The organism is Agrobacterium sp. MCAB5 (assembly GCF_052114365.1).
Classification (GTDB): Bacteria; Pseudomonadota; Alphaproteobacteria; order Rhizobiales; family Rhizobiaceae; genus Agrobacterium; species Agrobacterium tumefaciens.
Window position 1 is genome coordinate 798,024 of record NZ_JBFREP010000001.1, and the last position, 22,351, is coordinate 820,374.

At 58.9% G+C, this 22,351-nt stretch carries 26 protein-coding genes; 19 read left to right on the plus strand and 7 right to left on the minus strand.

Annotated features, from left to right (window positions below):
• Positions 1-199: 199 nt before the first annotated feature.
• Together AB4Z23_RS03920 and AB4Z23_RS03925 are read right to left on the minus strand one after the other, a co-directional pair.
• Positions 200-1,210 carry an ABC transporter substrate-binding protein gene (locus AB4Z23_RS03920; RefSeq protein ID WP_421477938.1) on the minus strand — a complete coding sequence of 337 codons (1,011 nt, stop codon included), beginning with the start codon at positions 1,208-1,210 and terminating at the stop codon, positions 200-202.
• 495 nt (positions 1,211-1,705) lie between these two features.
• Positions 1,706-3,805 (minus strand): S9 family peptidase, encoded by a 2,100-nt coding sequence (locus AB4Z23_RS03925; protein ID WP_421477939.1) that lies wholly within the window; start codon positions 3,803-3,805, stop codon positions 1,706-1,708.
• A 223-nt stretch (positions 3,806-4,028) separates the two neighbouring features.
• Here AB4Z23_RS03925 and AB4Z23_RS03930 point away from each other — a divergent pair, with 223 nt between their 5' ends.
• The 4 genes from AB4Z23_RS03930 to AB4Z23_RS03945 all read left to right on the plus strand — a co-directional run bounded on the left by AB4Z23_RS03930 (position 4,029) and on the right by AB4Z23_RS03945 (position 7,416).
• Positions 4,029-4,430, plus strand: coding sequence for a DUF930 domain-containing protein (locus AB4Z23_RS03930; protein ID WP_003511997.1), 402 nt, complete (start codon positions 4,029-4,031; stop codon positions 4,428-4,430).
• A gap of 105 nt (positions 4,431-4,535) precedes the next feature.
• Positions 4,536-5,444 carry a dihydrodipicolinate synthase family protein gene (locus tag AB4Z23_RS03935; protein ID WP_441360000.1) on the plus strand — a complete coding sequence of 303 codons (909 nt, stop codon included), beginning with the start codon at positions 4,536-4,538 and terminating at the stop codon, positions 5,442-5,444.
• Positions 5,445-5,497: 53 nt separating this feature from the next.
• Positions 5,498-6,223 (plus strand): polysaccharide deacetylase family protein, encoded by a 726-nt coding sequence (locus AB4Z23_RS03940; protein ID WP_421477940.1) that lies wholly within the window; start codon positions 5,498-5,500, stop codon positions 6,221-6,223.
• 116 nt (positions 6,224-6,339) lie between these two features.
• Positions 6,340-7,416, plus strand: a complete 1,077-nt coding sequence (locus AB4Z23_RS03945) for a bifunctional transcriptional activator/DNA repair enzyme AdaA (RefSeq protein ID WP_421477941.1) — start codon at positions 6,340-6,342, stop codon at positions 7,414-7,416.
• Positions 7,417-7,423: 7 nt separating this feature from the next.
• On the opposite strand, the gene AB4Z23_RS03950 is transcribed toward AB4Z23_RS03945, so the two are convergent.
• Entirely contained in the window at positions 7,424-8,608 is a 1,185-nt protein-coding gene (locus AB4Z23_RS03950) for an AI-2E family transporter (RefSeq protein WP_003512001.1), read from the minus strand.
• A gap of 83 nt (positions 8,609-8,691) precedes the next feature.
• Positions 8,692-9,552 carry a VOC family protein gene (locus AB4Z23_RS03955; protein WP_421477942.1) on the minus strand — a complete coding sequence of 287 codons (861 nt, stop codon included), beginning with the start codon at positions 9,550-9,552 and terminating at the stop codon, positions 8,692-8,694.
• Here AB4Z23_RS03955 and AB4Z23_RS03960 point away from each other — a divergent pair.
• From AB4Z23_RS03960 to AB4Z23_RS03980, 5 genes are all read left to right on the plus strand, one after another.
• Positions 9,535-9,783 (plus strand): hypothetical protein, encoded by a 249-nt coding sequence (locus AB4Z23_RS03960; protein WP_141566650.1) that lies wholly within the window; start codon positions 9,535-9,537, stop codon positions 9,781-9,783. The genes AB4Z23_RS03955 and AB4Z23_RS03960 overlap by 18 nt on opposite strands.
• A gap of 41 nt (positions 9,784-9,824) precedes the next feature.
• Entirely contained in the window at positions 9,825-10,235 is a 411-nt protein-coding gene (locus AB4Z23_RS03965; protein WP_441360001.1) for a universal stress protein, read from the plus strand.
• Positions 10,236-10,296: 61 nt separating this feature from the next.
• Positions 10,297-10,617: a TraR/DksA family transcriptional regulator gene (locus AB4Z23_RS03970; protein ID WP_013635698.1), complete on the plus strand. Its 321-nt coding sequence runs from the start codon at positions 10,297-10,299 to the stop codon at positions 10,615-10,617.
• A gap of 187 nt (positions 10,618-10,804) precedes the next feature.
• Positions 10,805-11,473 carry a PAQR family membrane homeostasis protein TrhA gene (gene trhA / locus AB4Z23_RS03975; RefSeq protein ID WP_003512005.1) on the plus strand — a complete coding sequence of 223 codons (669 nt, stop codon included), beginning with the start codon at positions 10,805-10,807 and terminating at the stop codon, positions 11,471-11,473.
• A gap of 107 nt (positions 11,474-11,580) precedes the next feature.
• A complete protein-coding gene (locus AB4Z23_RS03980; protein WP_174061541.1) occupies positions 11,581-12,078 on the plus strand; it encodes a GNAT family N-acetyltransferase in 498 nt (165 codons plus the stop codon).
• Between the two features lie 20 nt (positions 12,079-12,098).
• On the opposite strand, the gene AB4Z23_RS03985 is transcribed toward AB4Z23_RS03980, so the two are convergent.
• Complete coding sequence (locus AB4Z23_RS03985) at positions 12,099-12,725, minus strand: LysE family translocator (RefSeq protein ID WP_421477945.1); 627 nt, start codon at positions 12,723-12,725, stop codon at positions 12,099-12,101.
• Positions 12,726-12,841: 116 nt separating this feature from the next.
• Positions 12,842-13,249 (minus strand): peptide-methionine (R)-S-oxide reductase MsrB, encoded by a 408-nt coding sequence (gene msrB, locus AB4Z23_RS03990; RefSeq protein WP_003512009.1) that lies wholly within the window; start codon positions 13,247-13,249, stop codon positions 12,842-12,844.
• Positions 13,250-13,454: 205 nt separating this feature from the next.
• Here msrB and AB4Z23_RS03995 point away from each other — a divergent pair, with 205 nt between their 5' ends.
• The 10 genes from AB4Z23_RS03995 (at position 13,455) to AB4Z23_RS04040 (ending at position 21,927) form a co-directional block, all read left to right on the plus strand.
• Positions 13,455-15,824, plus strand: coding sequence for a putative monovalent cation/H+ antiporter subunit A (locus tag AB4Z23_RS03995; RefSeq protein ID WP_421477946.1), 2,370 nt, complete (start codon positions 13,455-13,457; stop codon positions 15,822-15,824).
• Positions 15,821-16,240, plus strand: a complete 420-nt coding sequence (locus AB4Z23_RS04000; protein WP_441360002.1) for a Na(+)/H(+) antiporter subunit B — start codon at positions 15,821-15,823, stop codon at positions 16,238-16,240. The genes AB4Z23_RS03995 and AB4Z23_RS04000 overlap by 4 nt, the downstream gene beginning before the upstream one ends.
• Entirely contained in the window at positions 16,240-16,617 is a 378-nt protein-coding gene (locus AB4Z23_RS04005; protein ID WP_080799100.1) for a Na+/H+ antiporter subunit C, read from the plus strand. Before AB4Z23_RS04000 ends, AB4Z23_RS04005 begins: the two co-directional genes overlap by 1 nt.
• A 20-nt stretch (positions 16,618-16,637) precedes the next feature.
• Positions 16,638-18,215, plus strand: coding sequence for a Na+/H+ antiporter subunit D (locus AB4Z23_RS04010; RefSeq protein WP_421477947.1), 1,578 nt, complete (start codon positions 16,638-16,640; stop codon positions 18,213-18,215).
• Positions 18,212-18,691 (plus strand): Na+/H+ antiporter subunit E, encoded by a 480-nt coding sequence (locus AB4Z23_RS04015; protein WP_013635705.1) that lies wholly within the window; start codon positions 18,212-18,214, stop codon positions 18,689-18,691. The genes AB4Z23_RS04010 and AB4Z23_RS04015 overlap by 4 nt, the downstream gene beginning before the upstream one ends.
• Entirely contained in the window at positions 18,688-19,074 is a 387-nt protein-coding gene (locus AB4Z23_RS04020; protein ID WP_003512027.1) for a cation:proton antiporter, read from the plus strand. Before AB4Z23_RS04015 ends, AB4Z23_RS04020 begins: the two co-directional genes overlap by 4 nt.
• Positions 19,071-19,403: a monovalent cation/H(+) antiporter subunit G gene (gene mnhG / locus AB4Z23_RS04025; protein ID WP_003512029.1), complete on the plus strand. Its 333-nt coding sequence runs from the start codon at positions 19,071-19,073 to the stop codon at positions 19,401-19,403. Before AB4Z23_RS04020 ends, mnhG begins: the two co-directional genes overlap by 4 nt.
• Before the next feature lie 431 nt (positions 19,404-19,834).
• Positions 19,835-20,263 carry a MucR family transcriptional regulator Ros gene (gene ros, locus AB4Z23_RS04030; RefSeq protein WP_003512037.1) on the plus strand — a complete coding sequence of 143 codons (429 nt, stop codon included), beginning with the start codon at positions 19,835-19,837 and terminating at the stop codon, positions 20,261-20,263.
• Between the two features lie 391 nt (positions 20,264-20,654).
• A complete protein-coding gene (locus AB4Z23_RS04035; RefSeq protein ID WP_003512040.1) occupies positions 20,655-21,077 on the plus strand; it encodes a helix-turn-helix domain-containing protein in 423 nt (140 codons plus the stop codon).
• Positions 21,070-21,927, plus strand: coding sequence for a DUF6456 domain-containing protein (locus tag AB4Z23_RS04040; RefSeq protein WP_421477949.1), 858 nt, complete (start codon positions 21,070-21,072; stop codon positions 21,925-21,927). The genes AB4Z23_RS04035 and AB4Z23_RS04040 overlap by 8 nt, the downstream gene beginning before the upstream one ends.
• A 4-nt stretch (positions 21,928-21,931) precedes the next feature.
• Here AB4Z23_RS04040 and AB4Z23_RS04045 read toward each other — a convergent pair whose 3' ends face one another.
• The gene (locus AB4Z23_RS04045; RefSeq protein ID WP_025592801.1) at positions 21,932-22,348 is read right to left on the minus strand and encodes a SufE family protein; all 417 of its coding nucleotides are present in this window, start codon (positions 22,346-22,348) and stop codon (positions 21,932-21,934) included.
• Between the last annotated feature and the right edge of the window lie 3 nt (positions 22,349-22,351).

Sequence of the window (22,351 nt, forward strand, 5' to 3'; positions counted from 1 at the left end):
GGGCACCCCTCCGTCCTGCCGGACATCTCCCCCAAAAGGGGGGGAGATCGATCCGAGGCAAAGTCTCGCCCATCAAACAGGTTGCGGATTTGTGAGAAGGGTGAGCCCAGCCGATCTCCCTCCTTGGGGGGAGATGCCCGGCAGGGCAGAGGGGGTAAGCCACGGATGACAACCGAAGCTTCCCACTCTCATCAACCAATCACATCGAAGCCTTGATCTTCTCCGCCACCTCGGGCGAAACCCACTTCGTCCAGATATCCTCGTTGTTCTCGAGGAAATATTCCGCGCCGTCTTCGTTGGTGCCCTGGTTTTCATCCATCCAGGCCAGAACCTTGGCGACGGTCTCGTTGTCCCACTGCCGCTTGCGGATATAGTCGATGGAAGGACCGGCCTTCTCGGCGAAATCCTTGGTGACAACAGTGAATACCTCTGCCACCGGATAGGCGTTTGGCTTGGGATCGGCGCAATCAGGCTTGGCGATGCAATTGTCGTAGGCCTCGCGGTCGAGTGCCACGCCATCGTCCAGTTTCACCATGTCGTACTTGCCAAGAATGGCCGTCGGGGACCAGTAATAGCCGAGCCAGCCCTGCTTTTTCTCATAGGCATTGGAGATCGAGCCATCGAGGCCCGCGGCGGAGCCGGTATCGATCAGGGCGAAGCCCTTCTCATCGGCCTTGCGTGCCTTGAACAGGTTGGCGGTCGTTGGCTGGCAGCCCCAGCCCGGCGGGCAGCCAAACACGGCACCCTTGCTGGCGTCTTCCGGCGCCGGGAAAAGCTCGGGATGCTTGAGTGCGTCCTCAACTGTCTTGATATCAGGGTGTTCGTCGGCGAGATATTTGGGAATCCACCAGCCTTCAACGCCACCTTCACTCAGGATTTTGCTTTCCTGGATCAGGTTGCCCTTCTTGACGGCGTCCTCATAGGGGGCGCCAAGGGTATTCACCCACATTTCGGGCGCCATATCCGGCTGGCTCTTTTCATTCATGGAGGTGAATGTGGGAGTGGTGTCGCCGCTGATGACGTTGACCGTGCAATCATAGCCGTTTTCCATGATGAACTTGTCGACGTAAGCCGCAACACCGGCGGACGCCCAGTTCATTTCGGCGATGGTGACACTGCCGCATGTTTCTGCGGCGTTGGCGGAATTTGCTGCACCGGCAGCGATGGTAAAGCCCGTTACGAGAATGGTCGAGGCTAGGAGTTTCTTCATGGGAGACCTCCAAGTCTGATGCAGTGTTTTCAATTGGCAAAGCGGGAGCACTGCAAAGCCCGGATTGCCAAGGGCGAACTGACATGGCGCATGAAAAAGCCGAAAAAATCCGGCGATAAGATTATCCGCAAGACGTGCTGCAGGATTGCCGCGAGAAAGGCGGCGAAAAGGCGCATGAATATGTCAACGGCCCGGATAATACGGCCGAAAAGTGATATTGCAATGCGAAATGGCGCAACGCAGCCATGCGTTCGATTTCCGGAACATTTTTTCCGGTGACGTAATATATGGGAATTATTTGCGTTTGCGGAAGATATATTATGATTTGCAGCAACTGGAAATAAAAATTCAATGTCGATAAAGATGTTATTTAAATAAAAGATGCGTATGATAATTTGTGGAAAAAATATTCAATAACGAGATTTTTTCAGGTATTTTCGTCCAAAATAAGATCGAGCGACGATTGGATCGCCGCCCGGTTCTGCATGCAGCGTGTCAGACGGTGTCCTTGCCCGCGACCTTCAGTGCGAAGGCATATTCGAAGGCAATTTCTTCCAGCCGCTGGAAACGGCCCGACTTGCCTCCATGGCCAGCCGCCATGTTGGTCTTGAGCAGGATCGGGGCTTCCCCCGTCGTCTTTTCGCGCAGTTTCGCCACCCATTTGGTCGGTTCCCAATAGGTCACGCGCGGGTCGGTGAGGCCGGAAAGCGCAAGCAGCGGCGGATAGGGCTTTTCCCCGACATTGTCATAGGGGCTGTAGGCGGCGATCCACTGATATTCCTCTTCCGATTCCAGCGGATTGCCCCATTCCGGCCATTCCGGCGGGGTTAGTGGCAGCGTGTCATCAAGCATGGTCGTCAGCACGTCCACGAAGGGAACCGCAGCGATGATGCCGGCAAATTTTTCCGGGGCCATGTTGGCGACGGCGCCCATCAGCATTCCCCCTGCCGAACCGCCTTCCGCGATAATGCGATCGTAGGAGGTAAAGCCTTCCTTGACCAGATGATCGGCAGCCGCGATGAAATCCTTAAACGTGTTCTCTTTGTCTTTCATCTTGCCGGTTTCATACCACTCGAAACCCTTGTCCTTGCCGCCGCGAATGTGGGCGATGGCATAGATGAAGCCACGGTCTGCCAAAGACAGCGTTGTGGTGGAGAAGGAAGCGGGGATGGTGATGCCATAGGCGCCGTAGCCATAAAGCAGGCAGGGGGCCGAACCGTCGAGTACTACATCCTTGCGGTAAAGCAGCGAGACCGGCACCAACTCGCCGTCATGGGCAGGCGCCATGATGCGGCGGGTAATGTAATCGTCGGGATTGTGGCCGGAAGGCACTTCCTGCGTTTTCAGCAGCGTGCGGTCGCGCGTCACCATATTGTAGTCGAACAACTGGCTCGGCGTCGTCATCGAGGAGTAGGAGAAGCGGATGACATCGGTGTCGTATTCTGCAGCGCCATGCAGGCCAAGCGAATAGGCTTCCTCGGCAAAGGCGATGGAATGTTCCTCGCCCGTGCGGCGATCGCGGATAACGATGCGCGGCAGGCCGTCGCGGCGCTCCAGCCAGATCAGATGGCGGGCATAGGCATCGACGGAGAGAATGAGGCGACCCGGCTCGTGCGGCACGACCTCCTTCCAGTTTTCCTTGCCCGGCGCGGTCACCGGAGCTTCCATGATGCGGAAATCCTTGGCATCGCCGTCATTGGTGAGGATGTAGAAGACATCGCCGCCTTCGCACATCGAATATTCGATACCTTCCTCGCGCTCCGCAACCACGACAGGCTCGGCCATCAGGTCCTTGGTGGAAAGAATGCGGTATTCGCTGGTCTCATGGTCGTGAATGTCGATGAAGATGAAGTCGTCGAGCACGGACGCGCCAACGCCCATGAAGAAGCCGGGGTCCTTTTCCTCATAGACCAGCCGGTCGGCCGACTGCGGCTCGCCGATGATGTGGTGGAAGACCTTCGAGGGGCGGTGGTTTTCGTCCTGCAGCGTATAGAAGAAGCTCTTGCCGTCAGGCGCCCATGCCCCGCCGCCGCCGGTATTTTCCACGACATCGGCAAGGTCTTCACCGGTTTCGAGATTACGGATGCGCAGCGTGAAATATTCCGAACCCTTGTCGTCATAACCCCAGATGCCGTGACTGTGATCGGAAGACTGGTCGAGGCCGGCAAGACGGAAATAATCCTTGCCTTCAGCTTCCCTGTCGCCATCAAGCAGCACGTGCTTTTCGCCGCCATCACGCGGGGTGCGGAAATAATGCGGTTGCTCGCCGCCGGTCACGAACAGCGTGCCATAGGCATAGGGTCCATCATTGACCGGAACAGAGGAATCATCCTGCTTGATACGGCCTTTCATCTCCTCGAACAGCTTTTCCTGAAGCGCCTTGGTGTCGCCCATTGCGGCTTCCATATAGGCGTTCTCGGCCTCCAGATGGGCGCGGATGGCTGGGTCGAGCAGGGTAGGGTCCTTGAACATGGCCTGCCAGTTATCGGCCCGGAACCATGCGTAGTCATCGGTGCGGGTGATGCCGTGATGCGTATCCTGGACGGGCCGTTTTTCGGCGGTCGGGGCGGCGGGCAGGTTCTTGAAAATCGGCAAGGGAAACTCGCTTTCGTATGAAAAATGCGTGGGCGGCACCCAAGATGTAGAGTGCCCCTCACCACCGATCAAGTTTCAAATCTCCACAGGTGAAATGAGGCTTGGGCACAATTTCGTCAGTTTTCGATCACATTTTGGCAATATCCGGCAAATCAGCGATGATACGCGCCTGCCACCGGCCTGCCGTGCATCGATAAGAACAAACGAAAACTGACAGGATCCCATGCGAAAGTTTCTTCCCGCTGCTCTTTCTGCGTTTTTCCTTGCCTTGCAGGCATCTACACCCGCTTTCGCAATAGACGCCAACGTCATGCGGCAGCTGAACGTGCTCGCCCCCGAGGAGCGTCTGGAGCAGCGTTGCGACATAGAGGCGATGGAGCGGATCGCGACGGAGCAGAAGGGCATGAAGCCGGATAAGGTCATTGCCTATACCTTCGGTGATCCCGAGGTTGGCAAGAATTCGATCAAGGCGTCGGGTGCAGTCTTCAGAAGCGCCGGTGAATGGTACAAGCTCAAATACAAGTGCCAGCTGAAAAGCGACAGCCTCTCCATCCAGTCCTTCGATTACCGTGTCGGCGACAAGATTCCCGAAGAGCAGTGGAAGAAGTTGTATCTTTATGACTGATCGGAGAATTCTTCGTCCGCGGTCGCCGGTTTAAACCCCGCTTTTCTTGCCGCCCTGCCAATGGGTCTGTAACGCTGTCCTTCGATCGAATTGAGGGGCGAGAACATGGCGAAGCAATTCAAGGGACTTTCGGCTTTTCCGATCACGCCCGCTGACGAGGCCGGGCAGGTGGATAGCCAAGCCTTTTCCGCCCTCGTCGAGCGGCTGGATGCGGCGGAGGTCGATTCCATCGGTATTCTCGGCAGCACCGGAACCTATATGTATCTGTCGCGTGCCGAGAGGCGGCGCGCGGTCGAGGCAGCCCATGCCTTCCTCAAGGGCAGGCGCACATTGATGGCAGGCGTCGGCGCATTGCGTACCGATGAGGCCGTGGCGCTGGCGAAGGATGCCGAAGCTGCCGGTGCCGATGCGCTGCTTCTGGCACCCGTTTCCTATACGCCGCTGACTCAGGAAGAGGCCTATCACCATTTCGCCGCCGTCGCCGGCGCAACCGATTTGCCGCTCGCCATTTACAACAACCCGACGACGACGCGATTCTCCTTCAGCGATGAGCTTCTGGTCAGGCTCGCCTATATCCCGAATATCCGTGCCATAAAGATGCCGCTGCCGGCCGATTCCGACTATGCGGGAGAGCTTGCGCGGCTGCGGCCGAAACTGACGGATGATTTCGCCATCGGTTACAGCGGCGACTGGGGATGTGCGGAAGCAACGCTTGCCGGTGGCGATGCCTGGTACAGCGTCGTTGCGGGCCTGCTGCCGGTTCCGGCATTGCGGTTGATGCGCGCCGCGCAGGCCGGGGATGCGGAGGAGACGCGCAGGCTCGATCTGGCCTTCCAGCCGCTTTGGGCGCTCTTCAAGGAATTCGGCAGTATCCGCGTGATCTACGCCGCCGCCAATGCTTTGTCGGTAACGGCATGCGAGCCGCCCCGGCCAATCCTGTCGCTCACCAGCGCAGAGCGCCAGCGGGTGGAAGAGGTGCTGAACGCTCTGTCCACGCTGGAAGCCGCGCCATAATTCGGGCGTTTTGCAGGCGGATTGCCACATCTTTACCCTTTGGAAACTGAAAAATGCTGCGTAGCCTGCCCTTTGCCGCTCTCTTCCTGTCGCTCTCCACTGCCGCCTTCGCGGGGACGGGGCTCGTCGAGCCGACGCTGAAAATGACGCCGAGGCATGACGGCAGGGTGCGGGTGGCGATGACTCTGGACGCCTGCATGGGCAAGACCGACCATCGCATTCTCGATACGCTGGTGCAGGAAAAGATACCGGCGACGATCTTTGTCACTGCCCGCTGGCTGAAGCACAATAGCGAAGCGCTTGCCGTAATGATGGCGCATCCGGATTTGTTCGAGATTGAAAACCACGGCGAAAACCATGTGCCAGCGGTGGATAAGCCCGTTGCCATCTATGGCATTGCCGCTGCCGGTTCGGAAGCGGCAGTCGAGCAGGAGGTCGAGGGCGGCAGGCAGGCAATTGTCGCCATGACCGGTCTTCAACCGCAATGGTTTCGCGGTGCGACGGCGAAATACACCACCTCGTCCATGGCCGCCATCAACAGGCTCGGCATGCGGGTGGCGGGTTATTCCGTCAATGGCGATGGCGGCTCGCTTCTGGGCGCGGCCGCCACGGCAAAGCACATCGCTTCGGCCAGGGACGGCGACGTCATCATCTCCCACATCAACCAGCCTACCCACGAAGCGGGTGAGGGCGTGGTGAGGGGCCTTCTGGCGCTGAAGGCGCGCGGCGTGGTGTTCACAAGGCTGGACGACCCGTCGTTTACGCCGCCGGGTAATTGAGCGGGGCGGCTCTCTCCTCATTCCTGTAACAAGCACGGGAACGAGGGAAATGAGCATCCCACATCCACGCCCGTTTTTCGGCGGCATACCGCTCAAATTTGCGCTAGCATCCTCCCATGCTGTTCAAACGCCCCGACACCGAAACCCTATATTCCGCCCTTGTGAACAAGGACCCCGCCTATGAGGGCGTGGCCTATGTGTGCGTGACCTCGACGAAGATTTTCTGTCGCTTTACCTGTACGGCGCGAAAGCCGAAGATCGAAAACTGCCGCTTTCGCGAAACCATCGCCGAATGTCTGGAAGCTGGCTTCCGCCCCTGCAAGCGCTGCAAGCCGATGCTTTCCTATGGCACGGCGGATGAAACCGTCACCACCCTTCTGACGGCACTGGAAAACGAACCGGCGCGGCGCTGGCGTGAGGACGATGTGGTGGCGATGGGCCATGACCCTTCTACCGTGCGCCGCACCTTCAAACGCCGTTTCGGCATGAGTTTTCTGGAAATCGCAAGGTTGCGGCGGCTGGGAGATGCGGCGACAAGCCTCGCATCAGGAGAAGCCGTGATCGGCGCGCAGATCGATGCCGGATATGAATCCGGCAGCGGTTTTCGCTCGGCCATCAACCAGTTCTTCGGCACCTCTCCCGCCGCCATGAAAGGCAAGGGGTTCCTGAAGGGCGACTGGATCGACACGCCGATCGGTCCGATGCTGGTGGTTGCCGATGATCACGCCCTGCATCTTCTCGAATTTGCCGACCGTCCAGCGCTTCCGGCCGAATTGAAGCGGCTGAAGGCCCGCACCGGCGCGGATATGGTGCTGGGCAGGACGGCGGTCACCGGCCAGATCGCAGCAGAACTCGCGGCCTATTTCGCCGGGCACTCGGCTGACTTCGAAACCCGGCTTGCCGGATACGGCACACCCTTCGAGCGCGATGTCTGGCACGCATTGCGGGAGATACCGGCGGGAGAGATCGTCAGCTATTCTTCGCTTGCGACGTCGATGCAACGGCCATCCGCCGTGCGTGCCGTCGCCCGCGCCAATGGCGCCAACCAGATTGCCATCGTCGTTCCCTGCCACCGGGTGCTGGGCGCAGATGGCAGCCTGACCGGGTATGGCGGTGGTCTGTGGCGGAAGAAATGGTTGATCGAGCACGAGCGGCGCATGGCCGATAAGCTCCGCATCCCTCTCGCCTCCTGACCGGCCATCAGGCCGGCAGGTTTGGAACGATGCGGCGTGAAGGAAACAGCTCGCGCGTTACTGTCATGGCGATCAGCGACAGCGGCAGTGCCAGCATGGCGCCCGCAGCACCCCACATCCACGTCCAGAAGATGATCATCACGAAGACGAGGAAGGGGTTGATCTCCATGTTGCGGCCCACAACTGCCGGAAAGGCCAGGTTTTCCATCAACAGGTGAATGGTGAAGAAGATCGCGGATGGCAGCAACGCCAGCACCATGTTGTCATGCGTGATGATGCCTGCCACCGCCAGCGACACCGTCATGGCGGTGATGCCGAGAAATGGCACGAAGCTGGAGAGAAAGGCGAAAAGCCCCCACAGAAGCGGCATGGCCAGCCCGCCGAAATATGCGATCGCCACCATCGTCACGCCCAGCGCCGCATAGATCAGCGCTGCCGTGGCAAAATAGGTGCCGAGCACTTCTTCCACCGAAGCGATGATCCGAATGGCCCTCAGCCGCTGGTGCCGGGCCGGAAAGGCCATGATGATCGCCTTGCGCAGCCGCAGGCGGCTGTAGAGGAACATCAAAAGCGCGGCGAGGAAGATCATGCCCTGAACGACTGCGGGGGTGACGTTGGAACCGAGCAGGGAAATTATCTCGCCGCTGCGCGAAATCAGCGATTCCATCGAAATCGACCCCATGCTGAAGGTCGCTGCCGAAATGTTCAGCCATCGGATGCTTTGAAGATAGGGCAGGAAGCGGTCCATACTGCGTTCGATCAGCGCTGGTCCTTCGGAGGCGAGCTGCGACAAAGGGTCTATCAGCGAATTGATCACGAAAAACATCACGGCCGCGACAAGGCCGGAGAGAATGACAGCCACACCGGCTCCGGGAATGCCATAGGAACTGAGCTTTTCCGCCGCGATGCCGAGGATCATGCCCACGACAATCGCCAGCACAACCGGTATGAGGATCAGAGACAATTCATGAATGACCGCCATCATGACGACGAGAAAAATGCCGATAACCGACCATGCAACGGCCACATCGAGCGCTTCTCGGCCGAGCGGCTGCTGGCTGCGCGCGTCGTCACGGTGCGACCCGGACGCCAGACCCTCGAAAGGGTCGGCCTTCGTCGACGGAGCGTTTGCGGCGCGCCGCCCGATATTGCCCAATATGCCGGTTTTTTCCGGCCTGGCATTCTCATTCATCGAACTGTCCCCCAATAAGACATCAAACGTTCGAAAAATGAGGCGGTTCCGGAGCTGCAAAAATTTCTGCCGCCCCGTGGTCTTTACGCGGAAAGCTTCAGGCCTATGCCCCACGGATCTTTGAGAACAATACCGTCGCTCTGCCGTTCCGTAGCTATTTCCAGCCGGTCGAGAGCGGCCGTTGCAGTATCGAGCGCCGCACTATCGTTGAACTTCAGCGAGTAGCCCGAAAGGCCGGTCATATTGTCCGTGCGGGCCGTGGCGCCGCGGCTGTTCCAGATATTGGCGGCCACATGGTGATGATAAGCGCCCGAGCCGAAGAAGCTGGCACCCGGATAACGCGCCATGATCTTCAACCCCAGCACATCCTGATAAAACTCATCCGCCTGCGGAATATTGCCGACCTGCAGATGCATGTGGCCGATGGCCGTTCCATCGGCGGCGCCCTCGAACGCCGTTTTCGGCGCACTGTCATACAGCGCCTGTAGGTCGAGGCGGAGCGTGGCCATCTCCACCGTGCCGTCCTGCTGGTAGGTCCATTCCGACGGCGACCGGTCGCGATAGACCTCGATGCCGTTGCCTTCGGGGTCGGCCAGATAGATCGCTTCACTCACCAGATGGTCGGATGCGCCCTGAAGCTGGATATTGTTGTGCGCGGCATGGGCCAGCCAATGGGCCAGATCCTCGCGGCGCGGCATCAGGAAGGCGGTGTGGAACAGGCCTGCGGCATTGCGCGGCGCGCGTTCAACCGTGCCGGAGGTGGAAAGTGTCAGCAGCGGCTGGCCGTTGACACCAAGAACCTCGCCGCTCGGGCTTTTTTCGATGACGGAGAGGCCGATGATTTTCTGGTAGAATTCCGAAATGCGCGGCAGATCGTGAACGACAAGATGAGCCTGACCGACATAAGCCGGCCGCGTCAGGGCGAATTGTTTGATTTCACTCATCATAATCTCCATATTGAATCCGGCGTGCTGACGACGCGGATTTGCGCGTCTGCATCAGCCGACGCCGCTTTGCGGCGTTCATTTGTGGTGAATATGGGCGGGTTTTGTCGTTCAGCAAAGATCGCCATCTGGCGATTGACCGTCCACTATTCGTTGACAATGCCCCTGTTGCTGCTCCGACGCGGCTTTGACTTCAATCAAGGCGAAGGGCGCATCGGCAGGGAAATATGAGCCCGACACGTGAACGGCAGATTACGCCAAAGGAGATAGCCATGTACAAGAAAATCATCGTACCGGTAGACCTCAGCGCCATCGACAAGGGAGAGAAGATTCTCGCCAAGGCCAAGGCGCTGCTGGATGTCGATGGCGAGATCGTCCTCATCAATGTGGTTGAGGAACTGCCCGGCTATATGGCGATTGACCTGCCGGTAGACCTCATCGAAAATGCCATCAAGGATGCCAAGACGAAACTTGCGGATATTCAGGCGAAGGCCGGCTTCAAGGGCAAGCACGAAATCAGAAGCGGCGCGCCGGCGCGTGAAATCATTGCCGCTGCCGAAGAGCACAAGGCCGATCTCATCATCATCGCATCGCATATGCCTGACTTTAGCAATTATTTCATCGGAGCCACCGCCGACCGCGTGGTGCGCCATGCCAAGTGCTCGGTGCTGATTGACAGGTAAAGTGAGCTGAAATCTTGGGGTTGCGGGCGATTTTCGCCCGCACCGGCTGGAGGAGAAGACCATGAATGTCGACAGTTACGAGAAAATCCTGCGCGACCGCCAGCGCGAGCTTTACAGCCGCCTGCACAAAATCGAGGCGGATTTCGAAGAACCGCGCAACCCCGATGACGACGATCGCGCCGCTGAACGCAGCAATGACGAGGTGCTGGATGAAATTGGGCAGGTGGGCCAGGACGAGTTGCGCGCCATCGACGCCGCACTCGACCGCATCGCGAACGGTACCTACGGCACCTGCGTCAAATGCGGCAAGAAAATTTCGGAAGACCGCCTGAAAGCCGTGCCCTATACGCCGTTCTGCCAGGAGTGCGCTGCGGCCTTGTGAGGGCGCTCCTTTTCCATCCTCATTCCTGTGACAAGCGCAGGAATGAGGGAAACGGCGAGGCCACCGCTCAACCTCTCCTTTCGCAACAGCCCGGAACGCAATTTGATCGCCGTTAACCGGCTGCTGTCTTGTTCCTGTCTAATATTGCCGTCATGCTTGGCCACAAGCAGGCAAACGGGAATGGACTATGAGTAACGTGTGGCGGTTTGGTCGCCAGTATGATTTTCACGAGATTGTCGCCGATGGTATCGTCCACGGCGTGGGTATCGTTTTTGCGCTGGTCGGCGCCACGGCGCTGATTTTTTACGCGACCGTCTGGGGCAGCCTCAGCGCCATCGCGGCCGCCTGGATTTACGGACTCGGCCTTGTCGCCTGCCTGTCCGTGTCCTTCACCTATAATATCTGGCCGCATTCCAACGTAAAATGGTTCCTGCGCCGGCTGGATCACTCGGCGATCTTCATCCTGATCGCCGCCACCTACACGCCGTTCCTGATGCGCGGTATCCACGAGCCGCTGATTGCCACCATGCTGGGGCTGATCTGGCTTGCCGCCATCTGCGGCATATTGCTCAAATGCCTGTTTCCCGGCCGTTACGACCGGGTCGCCATAGGCCTTTATCTCGCCATGGGCTGGAGCGGCATCATGGTGGTGCAGCCACTCTCGACGCATCTGGCCCCCGTCACGCTCTGGCTGATTGTCGCTGGCGGTGTCATCTATTCGCTCGGCGTGGTCTTCCATGTCTGGGAAAAGCTGCGATTCCAGAACGCCATCTGGCACGGTTTCGTCGTCGCCGCCGCCGTTGTCCACTATTTTGCCGTGGTCACTTCCTTCAGCCTCGTTCCCATGTCTTCCTGATCTAGAGAGCACTGGACAGCCATCCGCGTCATCGCCTAATGCTCGCCTGAAGGTCGTGCCCCGGAACGTTGGGCGCGCGATGCAGACAAGAATGAGGGCGAACGATAATGAGTTTGGAACTGCGCGATGCCACCGTGGACGATCTTTCCGGCATCATGGAGATTTACAACGACGCGGTCCTGAACACGACGGCGATCTGGAACGAAGTGCTGGTCGATCTGGAAAACCGCAAGGAATGGTTTTCCGCCCGCAAGTCACGCGGCTTTCCTGTGATCGTCGCGATTCTTGACGGCAAGGTTGCCGGCTACGCTTCCTATGGCGACTGGCGCGCCTTCGACGGCTATCGCCACACCCGCGAACATTCGGTTTATGTCCACAAGGACGCGCGCGGACACGGCATCGGCAAGCGGCTGATGCAGTCGCTCATCGACCACGCTTCCGGCAACGATGTGCATGTGCTGATCGCCGCGATCGAATCGGAAAACGCCGCCTCCATCCGCCTGCACGAAAGCCTCGGTTTCACCGTTGCCGGCCGGTTTTCGGAAGTGGGCACCAAGTTTGGCCGCTGGCTGGACCTGACCTGCATGGAGCTTAAACTGAACTAGTACGCGGGCCGGGATTTCTCTCAGGCGGGGCGCCGGGCGAAGGCCAGCATGACGCCGAAAGCCATCATCATCGATCCGCTGATCCGGTTGACGCGCTTCAGGGCGCGCGCATTGCGCATAAGACCGGACAGTCGCGAACCGACAAAGGCATAAACGGTGATCGCCACCACCTCGAGCAGCAGGAAAATTGCCCCGAGCGTGGCGAAGCTCTGCCAATAGGCGTCCTGCCGGATGAATTGCGGGAAAAAGGCCGTGAAGATCAGGATGGCCTTCGGATTGCCGGAGGCGACAAAAAACTCCTGCCGCAGATAGGTCTTGAGAATATTTCCGTTGCCCGAGGAGATATCGGGAGCGGTGACATCCGCCCTTGAGCGGATGAGCTTGAAGCCGATCCACAGCAGGTAGAGAACGCCGATCCATTTGATTAGCGAAAACATCATTTCGGAAGCCATCAAAAGTGCGCCGAGGCCCAAAGCGGCGATCGCGATCATGCCAGCAAACGCAACCAGCCGGCCGCTCGCGGCCATCACTGCCGTTGCCATGCCGTATCGCGCACCAACCGTCATCGACAGGAGATTGTTGGCCCCGAACGCCATGTTCAGGGCAAAGCAGGCGGGAATGAATATGAGGATGGTTTCGAGCGCCATGATGGTGATCCGGAAGGAGTGAGATCGCGATAATCTCACTCTCCGGTCCGGCTGTCGAGACGGTCATTTTCTTCGCAAGAACGGCCGGAAGGCAACCGGCCGTTACCTGTCTCTCATCAGATGGGTTCGAACACCATCGAATGGCCGTTGATGCAATAACGCAGGCCGGTGGGCGGTGGGCCGTCCGGGAAGACGTGGCCGAGGTGGCCGCCGCAATTGGCGCAGCGGATTTCGGTGCGCACCATGCCAAGCGTCGCATCGCGATGTTCCGTCACCGCACCCGGTTTCACCGGTTCGAAATAGCTCGGCCAGCCGCAACCTGCATCGAATTTGGTATCGGAGAGGAACAGCGGCTCGTCGCAGGCGGCGCAGCGATAGAGGCCTTTCTGGAACGTGTCCCAGTAGGGACCGGTAAATGGGCGCTCGGTGCCGTGTTCACGCAGGATGCGATATTGCTCCGGCGTCAGCTGCTCGCGCCAGTCGGCATCGCTCTTGTTCACTTTCGGGGATGTCAGATCGCTCATGGAATGATCCTTTCTGTTCCTGCCAGAAATAGGCATCGGCGCTGCAGATTGAAAGAGGGCAGCTGTCATAACGAGTACGTTATGGGCAGGTATGAGAGTCGATTTGGGTTGAGATGGCGGTGTCTATGCCTTAACTGAAAAATACGATTTGAAAAGAACGCCATTCATGGGCGTACAGGGGTAGGGGAAGCCCTGGGAGATGTGAATGACATCAGATGTCACGCAGCTGACATTCCTGTCGCTGTTTTTGCCGTTTCTGGCAGCGCTTGCCGCACCGATGCTGGTGAAAAGATTAGGTCACAATGCCGTCTGGATATTGGCGATCGCGCCCGCGCTGGCTTTTGTACACTTCGCACTGATGCTGCCGCAGGTGGCGGCTGGCGGCGTGGTCACGGGCGGTTACGTCTGGGTTCCAAGTTTCAACCTCAGCTTTTCGTGGTTCATTGACGGCCTGTCGCTGACCTTTGCACTTCTGATCACCGGTATTGGTCTGCTGATCGTGCTTTATGCCGGCGGTTACATGAAGGGGCATCCGCAGCAGGGCCGCTTCCTGTCTTTCCTGCTTCTGTTCATGGGCGCGATGCTAGGCGTCGTGGTTTCGGACAGCCTGTTGATGCTATTCGTTTACTGGGAACTGACCTCGATAACCTCGTTCCTGCTGATCGGATTCGACCATGCGCGCCCGGCCGCACGCCGTGCCGCCTTGCAGGCGCTGGTGGTAACGGGCGGCGGCGGTCTGCTGCTGCTCGCCGGGTTGATCTTCATCTGGGACATGAGCGGCATGACGCAATTGTCCATGCTGGTGCGTGGCGGCGATATATTACGCGACAGCCCGTTCTATCTGGCTGCGCTGCTGCTGGTTCTCGGCGGCGCGTTCACCAAATCGGCGCAGTTCCCGTTCCATTTCTGGCTTCCCAACGCGATGGAGGCACCGACACCGGTTTCGGCCTATCTGCACTCGGCAACCATGGTGAAGGCCGGCGTCTATCTTCTGATGCGCCTCAACCCCGTTCTCGGCGATACCGCTGCCTGGCAGATCCTGCTGCCGTTCTTCGGCGGGTTGACCATGCTGACCGGCGCGCTGCTCGCCGTGCGCCAGACCGACCTGAAGCTGATGCTGGCCTATACCACCATGTCCTCGCTCGGTCTGCTGGTGATGCTGACCGGCTTCGGCTCGGACCACGCGATCGAGGCGGCTGTGCTTTATCTGGTGGCGCATTCGCTTTTCAAGGGCGCACTGTTCATGGTCGCCGGCATCATCGACCACGAGACCGGAACCCGCGATGTGACGAAGCTCGGCGGCTTGCGAAAAGCCATGCCGATCACCTTTGCGGCAGCACTTGCCGCAGCCATCTCCATGGCCGGCCTGCCGCCCTTTTTCGGCTTTCTCGCCAAGGAGGAGATTTATTATGCGCTGGCGCATGGCAATCCGCGTGCCGTGCTGTTCACCGGCATCGCCATTCTCGGCAATGCGCTGATGTTTGCCGTCGCTTTTGCCGTGGCGCTGAAACCTTTCCTCGGCAAGCCCGTGAAAACCCCGAAACACGCTCATGAGGGACCACTGCTGCTGTGGCTCGGCCCGGCGCTGCTGGCGATAAAGGGGCTGACCATCGCTCTCTTCGCTGGCCTTTCGCATTTTTACATTTCGACGCCGATGGCAAGCGCGATCGCGGGTGAGCCGCGCCCGGTGGAAATCTCGCTCATTCCCCATATCGGCGTGCCGCTCGGCCTGTCGCTGCTGACCATCGCGCTCGGCATCGTCCTCTATATGCAGCTTTCCGCCGTTCGCGGCCTGATGGTGCGCACCTTCAAGGCGCTGGGTGCAGGGCCGGACAGGGGCTTCGATGTTTTCATCGAAACGCTGGTCAAAATCTCGTTCCATGTTGTCAGGCTTATCCAGCCCGGCAGGCTGGAATTTTACGTCACCGCCACTTTCGCCGTCATTGCCGTCGTGCTGCTTGCGCCGCTGTTTCTCTATGGCGAACTGCCGTCCATGCCGGCGTGGCCGCACGACATGAAAATCCATGAGCTGACCTTCATTGGCATCGCGGTTGCGGGCCTTGTCGCGGTGCTCACGGCGTCCAGCCGGCTTACGGCCATCATCGCGCTCGGCATTCAGGGGTTTGCGGTGGCGGTCATCTTCCTGCTGTTCGGCGCGCCCGATCTGTCGTTTACGCAATTCATGGTCGAAACCCTCTCCGTGGTCATTCTGACGCTGGTGATGACAAGGCTTCGCCTGTCGCCGTCAGACCACCGCGGCCCTGGCCAGAAGCTTCTGGACAGCACCATCGCCATTGCCTGCGGAACCGGCTTTGCCCTGTTCCTGATGCGGGCGACGGAAGCGTCGTTCGATAATCGCCTCACCGATTTCTACAACACCTATTCCAAGGTCATCGCCCACGGGGCGAATGTGGTGAACGTCATCATCGTCGATTTCCGCGGCACGGATACGCTGGGCGAGATTGCGGTGGTGATGATAACAGGCCTGGCCATTCTCGCGCTCATCCGCATCCGCCCGGCTGTTGCCATCAAGGGCCCAGCAAAAATAGCGAAGAAGAAGGGAGCGCGGGCTTGAACACGCTTATCCTGCGCACCGTCGCCCCCGTAGTCACCAGCCTCATGGTGCTGTTTTCCATCTTTGTATTGCTGCGCGGCCATAACGAGCCGGGCGGCGGTTTCATCGGCGGGTTGATCGCGGTCTCGGCGCTGGCGATCTACGGCATCGCTTATGGTGTGGCCGCAGTCCGGCGCGCCATCGTGTACCATCCGCTGTCCATTGCCGGCGCGGGGCTGCTGTTGGCGACGTTGTCTGGTCTCGTCTCGATTGCAGCCGGCGTGCCCTTCATGACCGGGCTGTGGGTCTATCCGAGCCTGCTTGGTGTGGAAGTGCCACTCTCCACCGTCATGTCCTTCGATATCGGCGTTTATCTCGTCGTGGTCGGTGCCATCACCTCCATTGCGCTGGCTCTGGAAGAAAGGGATAGCGACTGATGGAAGCTGTTTTCTCCATTCTCGTCGGCATCTTCTTTTCGGTGGCGATCTATCTCATGCTCTCGCGTCACAGCATCCGCATGCTGCTCGGCATCGCCATTCTCGGCAACGCAGTCAACCTCCTGCTGTTCACGGCGGGAAGGCTGACGCGCGAAGTGCCGCCGATCATTCCAACCGGCATGGACACGCTGCCGGCGGGTGCCGCCAATCCGCTGCCGCAGGCGCTTATCCTCACGGCAATCGTCATTTCCTTTTCCTTCTTCTGTTTCCTGCTGGTGCTGACCTGGCGCGCGTTCCAGGAATTGCAGACCGACGACACCGACGAAATGCGCACCGCAGAACCGGCAGGCGAGCCTTTGCCGCCGCTCGGTTATTGAGCGGGGCGGGGCACAGACACATGGCTTCATCCACCACTTCCGCAATATCAGATCTTTCCGCAGCGCTGGTCACGGCACCCGTGCCGCTATCCGACTGGCTGATCATCCTTCCCGTCGCGCTCTCAATCGGCGCAGGTGCGGTGCTGATGATGCTGCGCCACACCATGCGTCTGCATGCGCCCATTGCAATCACGGCACTTGTTCTGCTGGTACTGCTCGATGCTGCGCTTCTGTGGAAGGTCGTGACCCAAGGGCCGTTCACCATGGTCATGGGCCGCTGGCTGCCACCCTTCGGCATTGCCTTTACGGCTGATCTGACTGGCACGCTGCTGTCGCTCGCCGCCGCCATCGTAGCGCTGGCCGGTGCCATCCACGCCAGCGCCGATATCGACGCCAGCGGCAGGCGATACGGTTTTTATCCATTCCTGATGCTGTTGATGGCGGGTGTCACCGGTGCGTTCCTGACCGGCGACCTCTTCAACCTCTATGTCTGGTTCGAGGTGCTGTTGATCTCGTCCTTCGGCCTCATCGTGCTGGGCTCCACGCGCGAGCAGATCGATGGCGCGCTGAAATACGCCATCCTCAACCTCATCGGCACGACGCTGTTCCTGATCACGGTCGGTTATCTCTATGCCATCTTCGGCACGCTCAATATGGCCGATATCGCGCTGAAGGCGACGCAGCTGCGCGGCACGGCTCCGTTGATGACGCTGGCCAGCCTGTTTGCTCTCGCCTTCGCCATGAAGGCGGCGGCCTTTCCGGTGAATTTCTGGCTGCCCGCCTCCTATCACACGCCGCGCATCGTCGTTTCCGCCCTGTTCGGCGGCCTGCTTACCAAGGTCGGCATCTACGCGCTGCTGCGCGTCATGGTCATGCTGTTTCCGGTCGAGCGGGAGGAGCTGAGTATCGTCATCGCCATCTCTGCGGCGCTGACAATGGTGCTCGGCGCCATGGGTGCGCTGGCACAGAACGATATCCGCCGCATGCTCGGTTACATCGTCATATCGGGCATCGGTTACATGATGGCGGGCATCGCCATCGGCACGCCCTCGGGCGTTGCTGGCGCGATCTTTTACGCGCTGCACTCCATGGTGCTGATGACGGCGCTTTATCTCGCCGCCGGCCACGCCGCCCGCCTTGGCGGCAGTTTTACCCTGACTTCGCTCGGTGGCCTTTATCGGCAGGCGCCGTGGTTTTCGGGCCTCGCGCTCGCCTTGTTTTTCGCCGGTTCCGGCCTGCCGCCGTTTTCCGGCTTCTGGCCGAAGGTGGTTCTCGTCAAATCGGCGATCGATATCGGCGCCTGGTGGCTTGCCGCAGCCCTTCTCCTGTCCGGCTTCATCGCCACCATCGCCTTCGGGCGGGTCTTCCTCTTATGTTTCTGGCGCCCGGCAGTGGCCTCAACCGGCCAGGCGCCGTCGCTGCCTGCGTCGCCTCTAGCGGCCCCTTCTTTCGTCCCGCTGGTCGGGCTGACATTGCTGGTGGTGTTCTTCGGCCTGTTTCCGGAAAGCCTGCTCAATCTCAGCCAGCAGGCGGCGGCGGGGCTTGGCAACCCCGACGCCTATATCCAGTCGGTGTTTCCCGAAGGGAGCAGACCATGAGCCGCTACATCCTGTTACTGCTCTTCGTTGGCGTATGGCTCGCTGTGAGCGGCAGCGTCACGCCGGCGAACATTCTCTTCGGCCTCATCGTCTCGGCGCTGGCTCTGGGCCTTATCCGTCACCAGATCCCCAAGGGCGGCCGTCATCGACTGCGTCCGGTCCGCGTGCTGTCGCTGCTGCTGCTGTTCTTCAAGGAGCTGGCGCTGTCGGCCTGGAAGGTGGCGGTGATGGTGACGCGGCCGAAGCTCGATGTGCAGCCCGGTATCTTCGCCTATCCGCTCAGGCTGACGACGGATTTCGAGATCACGCTGCTTGCCAATCTCATCACGCTGACCCCCGGCACACTTTCGGTCGATGTTTCCGAGGATAAAACAACGCTCTACGTCCACGCGATCGATTGCAGCAATATCGAAGCCGCCAAGAATGACATCAGAAACGGCTTCGAAAAAAAGATCATGGAGGCGTTTCAGGGATGACGCCGGAACTCATAGTTTCATTTGCAACTGTACTTGCCACGGTTGTACTGTCCGCTGCCTTTTTGCTGACAGTATATCGCGTCGTCGTCGGTCCGACCTTGCCGGACCGAATCGTCGCGCTCGACATGCTGGTCGGCATCGCCATCGGCTTCATTGCGGTTATCGCCATCCGCACCGGCGTCGATCTTTATGTCGATATCGCCATTGCGCTCGGACTGGTGGGTTTTCTCGCAACGGTGGCTTTTGCCCGCTTCGTCCTGTCGCGCGGTGCAGATGGCAGGCGCAGGACAAAGGCTGTTCTTGACGGTGAGCGGGCATCGGAAGTTGTTGAAAAGCCTGAAAAACAAGTATCCAGGCGTGGAAAAAGAAGGGGCGGGCGATGATGGGCTGGATCGTGGCTATTCTGGTTGCGGCACTGACGGTCTCAGGTGCCGCCTTCTCGCTGATTGCGGCAATCGGGCTTAATCGCCTGCCGGATGTCTACACCCGCATGCATGCGGCTTCCAAGGCGGGAACGGTGGGCTCAGGCCTGTTGCTGCTGGCTGTCGGCATTCATTCCACGGAAATATCGACGCTGGCACGGGCACTTGCCGGTTTCTTTTTCTTTGTTCTGACAGCACCGGTCTCCGCACATCTTCTTGCAATGGCTGCACACAAGGCAGGTTATCCACTTGCTGATAAATCGGTAGTTGATGACCTAAAGAAAATTTGAAGTTGAATTACCCCCTAATAATGGGGGGTCTTCGTTTTGCATTACTACTTGGCATAGTATTTTATTACCCGTGATTTTTTGTATTCCAATTAGACTGTTTTGAACTGAAAAAATCATAATAGGAATTTGACTTTTGCTGTTTTGATGCTATCCAAATTAAGTGTAAAATTGCTTATTGCGATTTGCATCTAGCCTCTTCATGGTCGGCATAGGCATTTTATTAATGTCTAATCTATGGTTGATCAGACCTTTGTTGGCCATGTCGCGGGCTACAAGTTGAATCTCGGATCAATTCGTTTCCGGTTTCGCTTGAAATCTAGGGGTAGATTTCACGTTGGTTTCAACAGGGCGAAGGAGGGGCACCGGGTAACTTCACATCGCTCGATGCGGCGTTCATCCGTGTCTGGAGATAAATAACAGGAGATACTTAAATGACGGAAACTGCATACGGTAACGCCCAGGATCTGCTGGTCGAACTGACGGCGGATATTGTGGCTGCCTATGTTAGCAACCACGTCGTTCCGGTAACTGAGCTTCCCGGCCTTATTTCGGATGTTCATACGGCACTCAGCGGAACATCGGCACCGGCATCGGTGGCGGTCAATGTTGAAAAGCAGAAGCCTGCTGTGTCGGTTCGCAAGTCGGTTCAGGACGATCATATCGTCTGTTTGGAATGTGGTGGCTCGTTCAAGTCGCTCAAACGCCACCTGACGACGCATCACAGCATGACGCCGGAAGAATATCGCGAAAAATGGGATCTGCCGGTCGATTATCCGATGGTTGCTCCCGCCTATGCCGAAGCCCGTTCGCGGCTCGCCAAGGAAATGGGTCTCGGTCAGCGCCGCAAGGCGAACCGTTGATTTTCTAAGACGGATTGTGTCGCGGCTGTATTTTCTCCCCGTCCGGGGAAAGATGGCCCGAAGCGCCGGATAAAGGGGACCTTGGCAGCATATTGCTGGCCTTGCCCCTTAACTCGCCGCCGTGACCTTTTCCCTTAGCAGGAGATGGCGGCAGGGCGCACATGCCCGCTCCATACACATCTTGCACCATAGTGTTATGTCCAGCTGGTCCTTAGACCGGCTTTTTTATTGCCGCGCGCAATTTCGACAGAGGAAAAAAATCCTTGTCGAGGCGTCACTTTTATTCAAAAACAAAGCGAAATCAATCGCATGGTTTTCGACGCCAAATTTGCCCTTCCCCGGGCCCATCCTCAGGTGTATGAATTAATTCCTATTCGTAAAGGAGTTGCATATGCCTTCGGACATATCGTCTTTGCCTGCCCCCTTTCGGCCCTGTGTGCAGGTTGCCGATAGCAATTTCCGCCGTTTTCCGCCTGCTGCCGGGCGGGATGAGATTTCCCGGATTTGCCGGCTGGTCCGGCAACTGGCCGGGGAAATGGTGCAATTAACCGGCGATCGTGTGGCTGCGCGCCGGGACAGGCGGCGCACCGAATGCCATATCCGCCAGATCGCCATGTATGTGTGCCATGTGCAGCTCGGTATTCCCATGTCAGATATCGGCCCCTGTTTCGGCAGGGACAGAACGACAGTCGGCCATGCATGCCAGGTGGTTGAGGATCGTCGCGACGAACCCGCCTTTGACGAGTTCGTCGCCACACTGGAGCGGCTTTCCGGCAGCATTTTCAACGTGATGAAGGGTGTTCGGGATGAGTGAGACAAAAAGCGCTCCAGCCATGCCTCCCGATCCTGTCCTGTTGCGGCTCCTGCGCTGCATTGCTGCGGGCACGGCTGAGATATCGGGGGATCGCGGCGATATGGTATTGCAGCGACCGGAGGCCGGGAACGGCAGGACAGGGCGTCCGGCGTTGCGGTTTCCGGCCGCCACGGTGCAGCTCGCCCTCTCTTCGGGGCTGATCGAGAGACGTGAAAACACGCTCTCCGCCGCGCCGCCGCTCGCCTCCTATTTGAAGCGCGCTATAGCCAGGGATCGCGACGAGATTTTTCAGGAACAGCACTGGGATTTGCAGACGGTGGTTCTGGATGTCGGCAAGGGCAGGCAACCGGCCCGGCGCAACCTCAATAGCTCGCCACTGACAGGCCTTTCACGGCTGAAGGAAAAGGATGGCACGGCATTCTTCCCCAGCGACGCCTTGCAGGCGGGCGAACGCCTCGCCGCCGATTTTCACCGCGCGCAGTTGAACCCAAAGGTGACGGCAACTTGGGAACCGAAAATTGCAAGCCGCACGAAGGGGGAGGCGGGTGGCAAGCTCGATCTTACCGACGCGGCGATTTCCGCCCGGACGCGGTTTTCCCGTGCAGCCGATGCTATGGGGCCTGAACTTTCAGGTGTCGCCATCGATATCTGCTGCTTTGAAAAGGGGCTGGAGGCCGTAGAGCGCGAGCGGCAATGGCCGGCGCGTTCGGCAAAACTGCTGCTGCGGGCCGCTCTGCTATCGCTTGCCCGGCATTATGCGCCGCAAGCGCAACGCAGCAGAAGGACAAGCCACCATTGGGGCGACGAAGATTATCGCCCGCCGATGGCGCCAACGATGGCAACAGAATGAAGGCTCAGGCGGTCAGAAGTCTCGCTTCCTCGCGGATACGTTTGACCATGGAACGCAGGCCATTGGCGCGCTGCGAGGACAAATGTTCCACCAGCCCGATCTTGTCGAACACCTCAATGGCGTCGAGACCGGCGATTTCGGAAGCTTTTTTACCGGAATAGACGGCAAGAACGATGGCGACGAGGCCGCGCACGATATGCGCATCGGAATCGCCCTCGAAGGTCATGAGAGGATCTTCAGCACCATCGCTGTGGCTGACGAGCCAGACCTGGCTTGCGCAGCCCTGTACCTTGTTCTCAGGCGTGCGCTTGTCTTCCGCAAGGTCGGGAAGCGCCTTGCCGAGTTCGATGACGTAACGATAGCGATCCTCCCAGTCGTCGAGGAAGGCGAAATCGTCAAGGATCGTATCGAGAGAGGCCATGTT

Coding starts and splice junctions, on each gene's coding strand:
- AB4Z23_RS03920 (WP_421477938.1), bottom strand. CDS start 1,210: ATGAAGAAACTCCTAGCCTCGACCATTCTCGTAACGGGCTTTACCATC.
- AB4Z23_RS03930 (WP_003511997.1), top strand. CDS start 4,029: ATGCGAAAGTTTCTTCCCGCTGCTCTTTCTGCGTTTTTCCTTGCCTTG.
- AB4Z23_RS03935 (WP_441360000.1), top strand. CDS start 4,536: ATGGCGAAGCAATTCAAGGGACTTTCGGCTTTTCCGATCACGCCCGCT.
- AB4Z23_RS03940 (WP_421477940.1), top strand. CDS start 5,498: ATGCTGCGTAGCCTGCCCTTTGCCGCTCTCTTCCTGTCGCTCTCCACT.
- AB4Z23_RS03945 (WP_421477941.1), top strand. CDS start 6,340: ATGCTGTTCAAACGCCCCGACACCGAAACCCTATATTCCGCCCTTGTG.
- AB4Z23_RS03950 (WP_003512001.1), bottom strand. CDS start 8,608: ATGAATGAGAATGCCAGGCCGGAAAAAACCGGCATATTGGGCAATATC.
- AB4Z23_RS03955 (WP_421477942.1), bottom strand. CDS start 9,552: ATGAGTGAAATCAAACAATTCGCCCTGACGCGGCCGGCTTATGTCGGT.
- AB4Z23_RS03965 (WP_441360001.1), top strand. CDS start 9,825: ATGTACAAGAAAATCATCGTACCGGTAGACCTCAGCGCCATCGACAAG.
- AB4Z23_RS03970 (WP_013635698.1), top strand. CDS start 10,297: ATGAATGTCGACAGTTACGAGAAAATCCTGCGCGACCGCCAGCGCGAG.
- trhA (WP_003512005.1), top strand. CDS start 10,805: ATGAGTAACGTGTGGCGGTTTGGTCGCCAGTATGATTTTCACGAGATT.
- AB4Z23_RS03980 (WP_174061541.1), top strand. CDS start 11,581: ATGAGTTTGGAACTGCGCGATGCCACCGTGGACGATCTTTCCGGCATC.
- AB4Z23_RS03985 (WP_421477945.1), bottom strand. CDS start 12,725: ATGGCGCTCGAAACCATCCTCATATTCATTCCCGCCTGCTTTGCCCTG.
- msrB (WP_003512009.1), bottom strand. CDS start 13,249: ATGAGCGATCTGACATCCCCGAAAGTGAACAAGAGCGATGCCGACTGG.
- AB4Z23_RS03995 (WP_421477946.1), top strand. CDS start 13,455: ATGACATCAGATGTCACGCAGCTGACATTCCTGTCGCTGTTTTTGCCG.
- AB4Z23_RS04005 (WP_080799100.1), top strand. CDS start 16,240: ATGGAAGCTGTTTTCTCCATTCTCGTCGGCATCTTCTTTTCGGTGGCG.
- AB4Z23_RS04010 (WP_421477947.1), top strand. CDS start 16,638: ATGGCTTCATCCACCACTTCCGCAATATCAGATCTTTCCGCAGCGCTG.
- AB4Z23_RS04015 (WP_013635705.1), top strand. CDS start 18,212: ATGAGCCGCTACATCCTGTTACTGCTCTTCGTTGGCGTATGGCTCGCT.
- AB4Z23_RS04020 (WP_003512027.1), top strand. CDS start 18,688: ATGACGCCGGAACTCATAGTTTCATTTGCAACTGTACTTGCCACGGTT.
- mnhG (WP_003512029.1), top strand. CDS start 19,071: ATGATGGGCTGGATCGTGGCTATTCTGGTTGCGGCACTGACGGTCTCA.
- ros (WP_003512037.1), top strand. CDS start 19,835: ATGACGGAAACTGCATACGGTAACGCCCAGGATCTGCTGGTCGAACTG.
- AB4Z23_RS04035 (WP_003512040.1), top strand. CDS start 20,655: ATGCCTTCGGACATATCGTCTTTGCCTGCCCCCTTTCGGCCCTGTGTG.
- AB4Z23_RS04040 (WP_421477949.1), top strand. CDS start 21,070: ATGAGTGAGACAAAAAGCGCTCCAGCCATGCCTCCCGATCCTGTCCTG.
- AB4Z23_RS04045 (WP_025592801.1), bottom strand. CDS start 22,348: ATGGCCTCTCTCGATACGATCCTTGACGATTTCGCCTTCCTCGACGAC.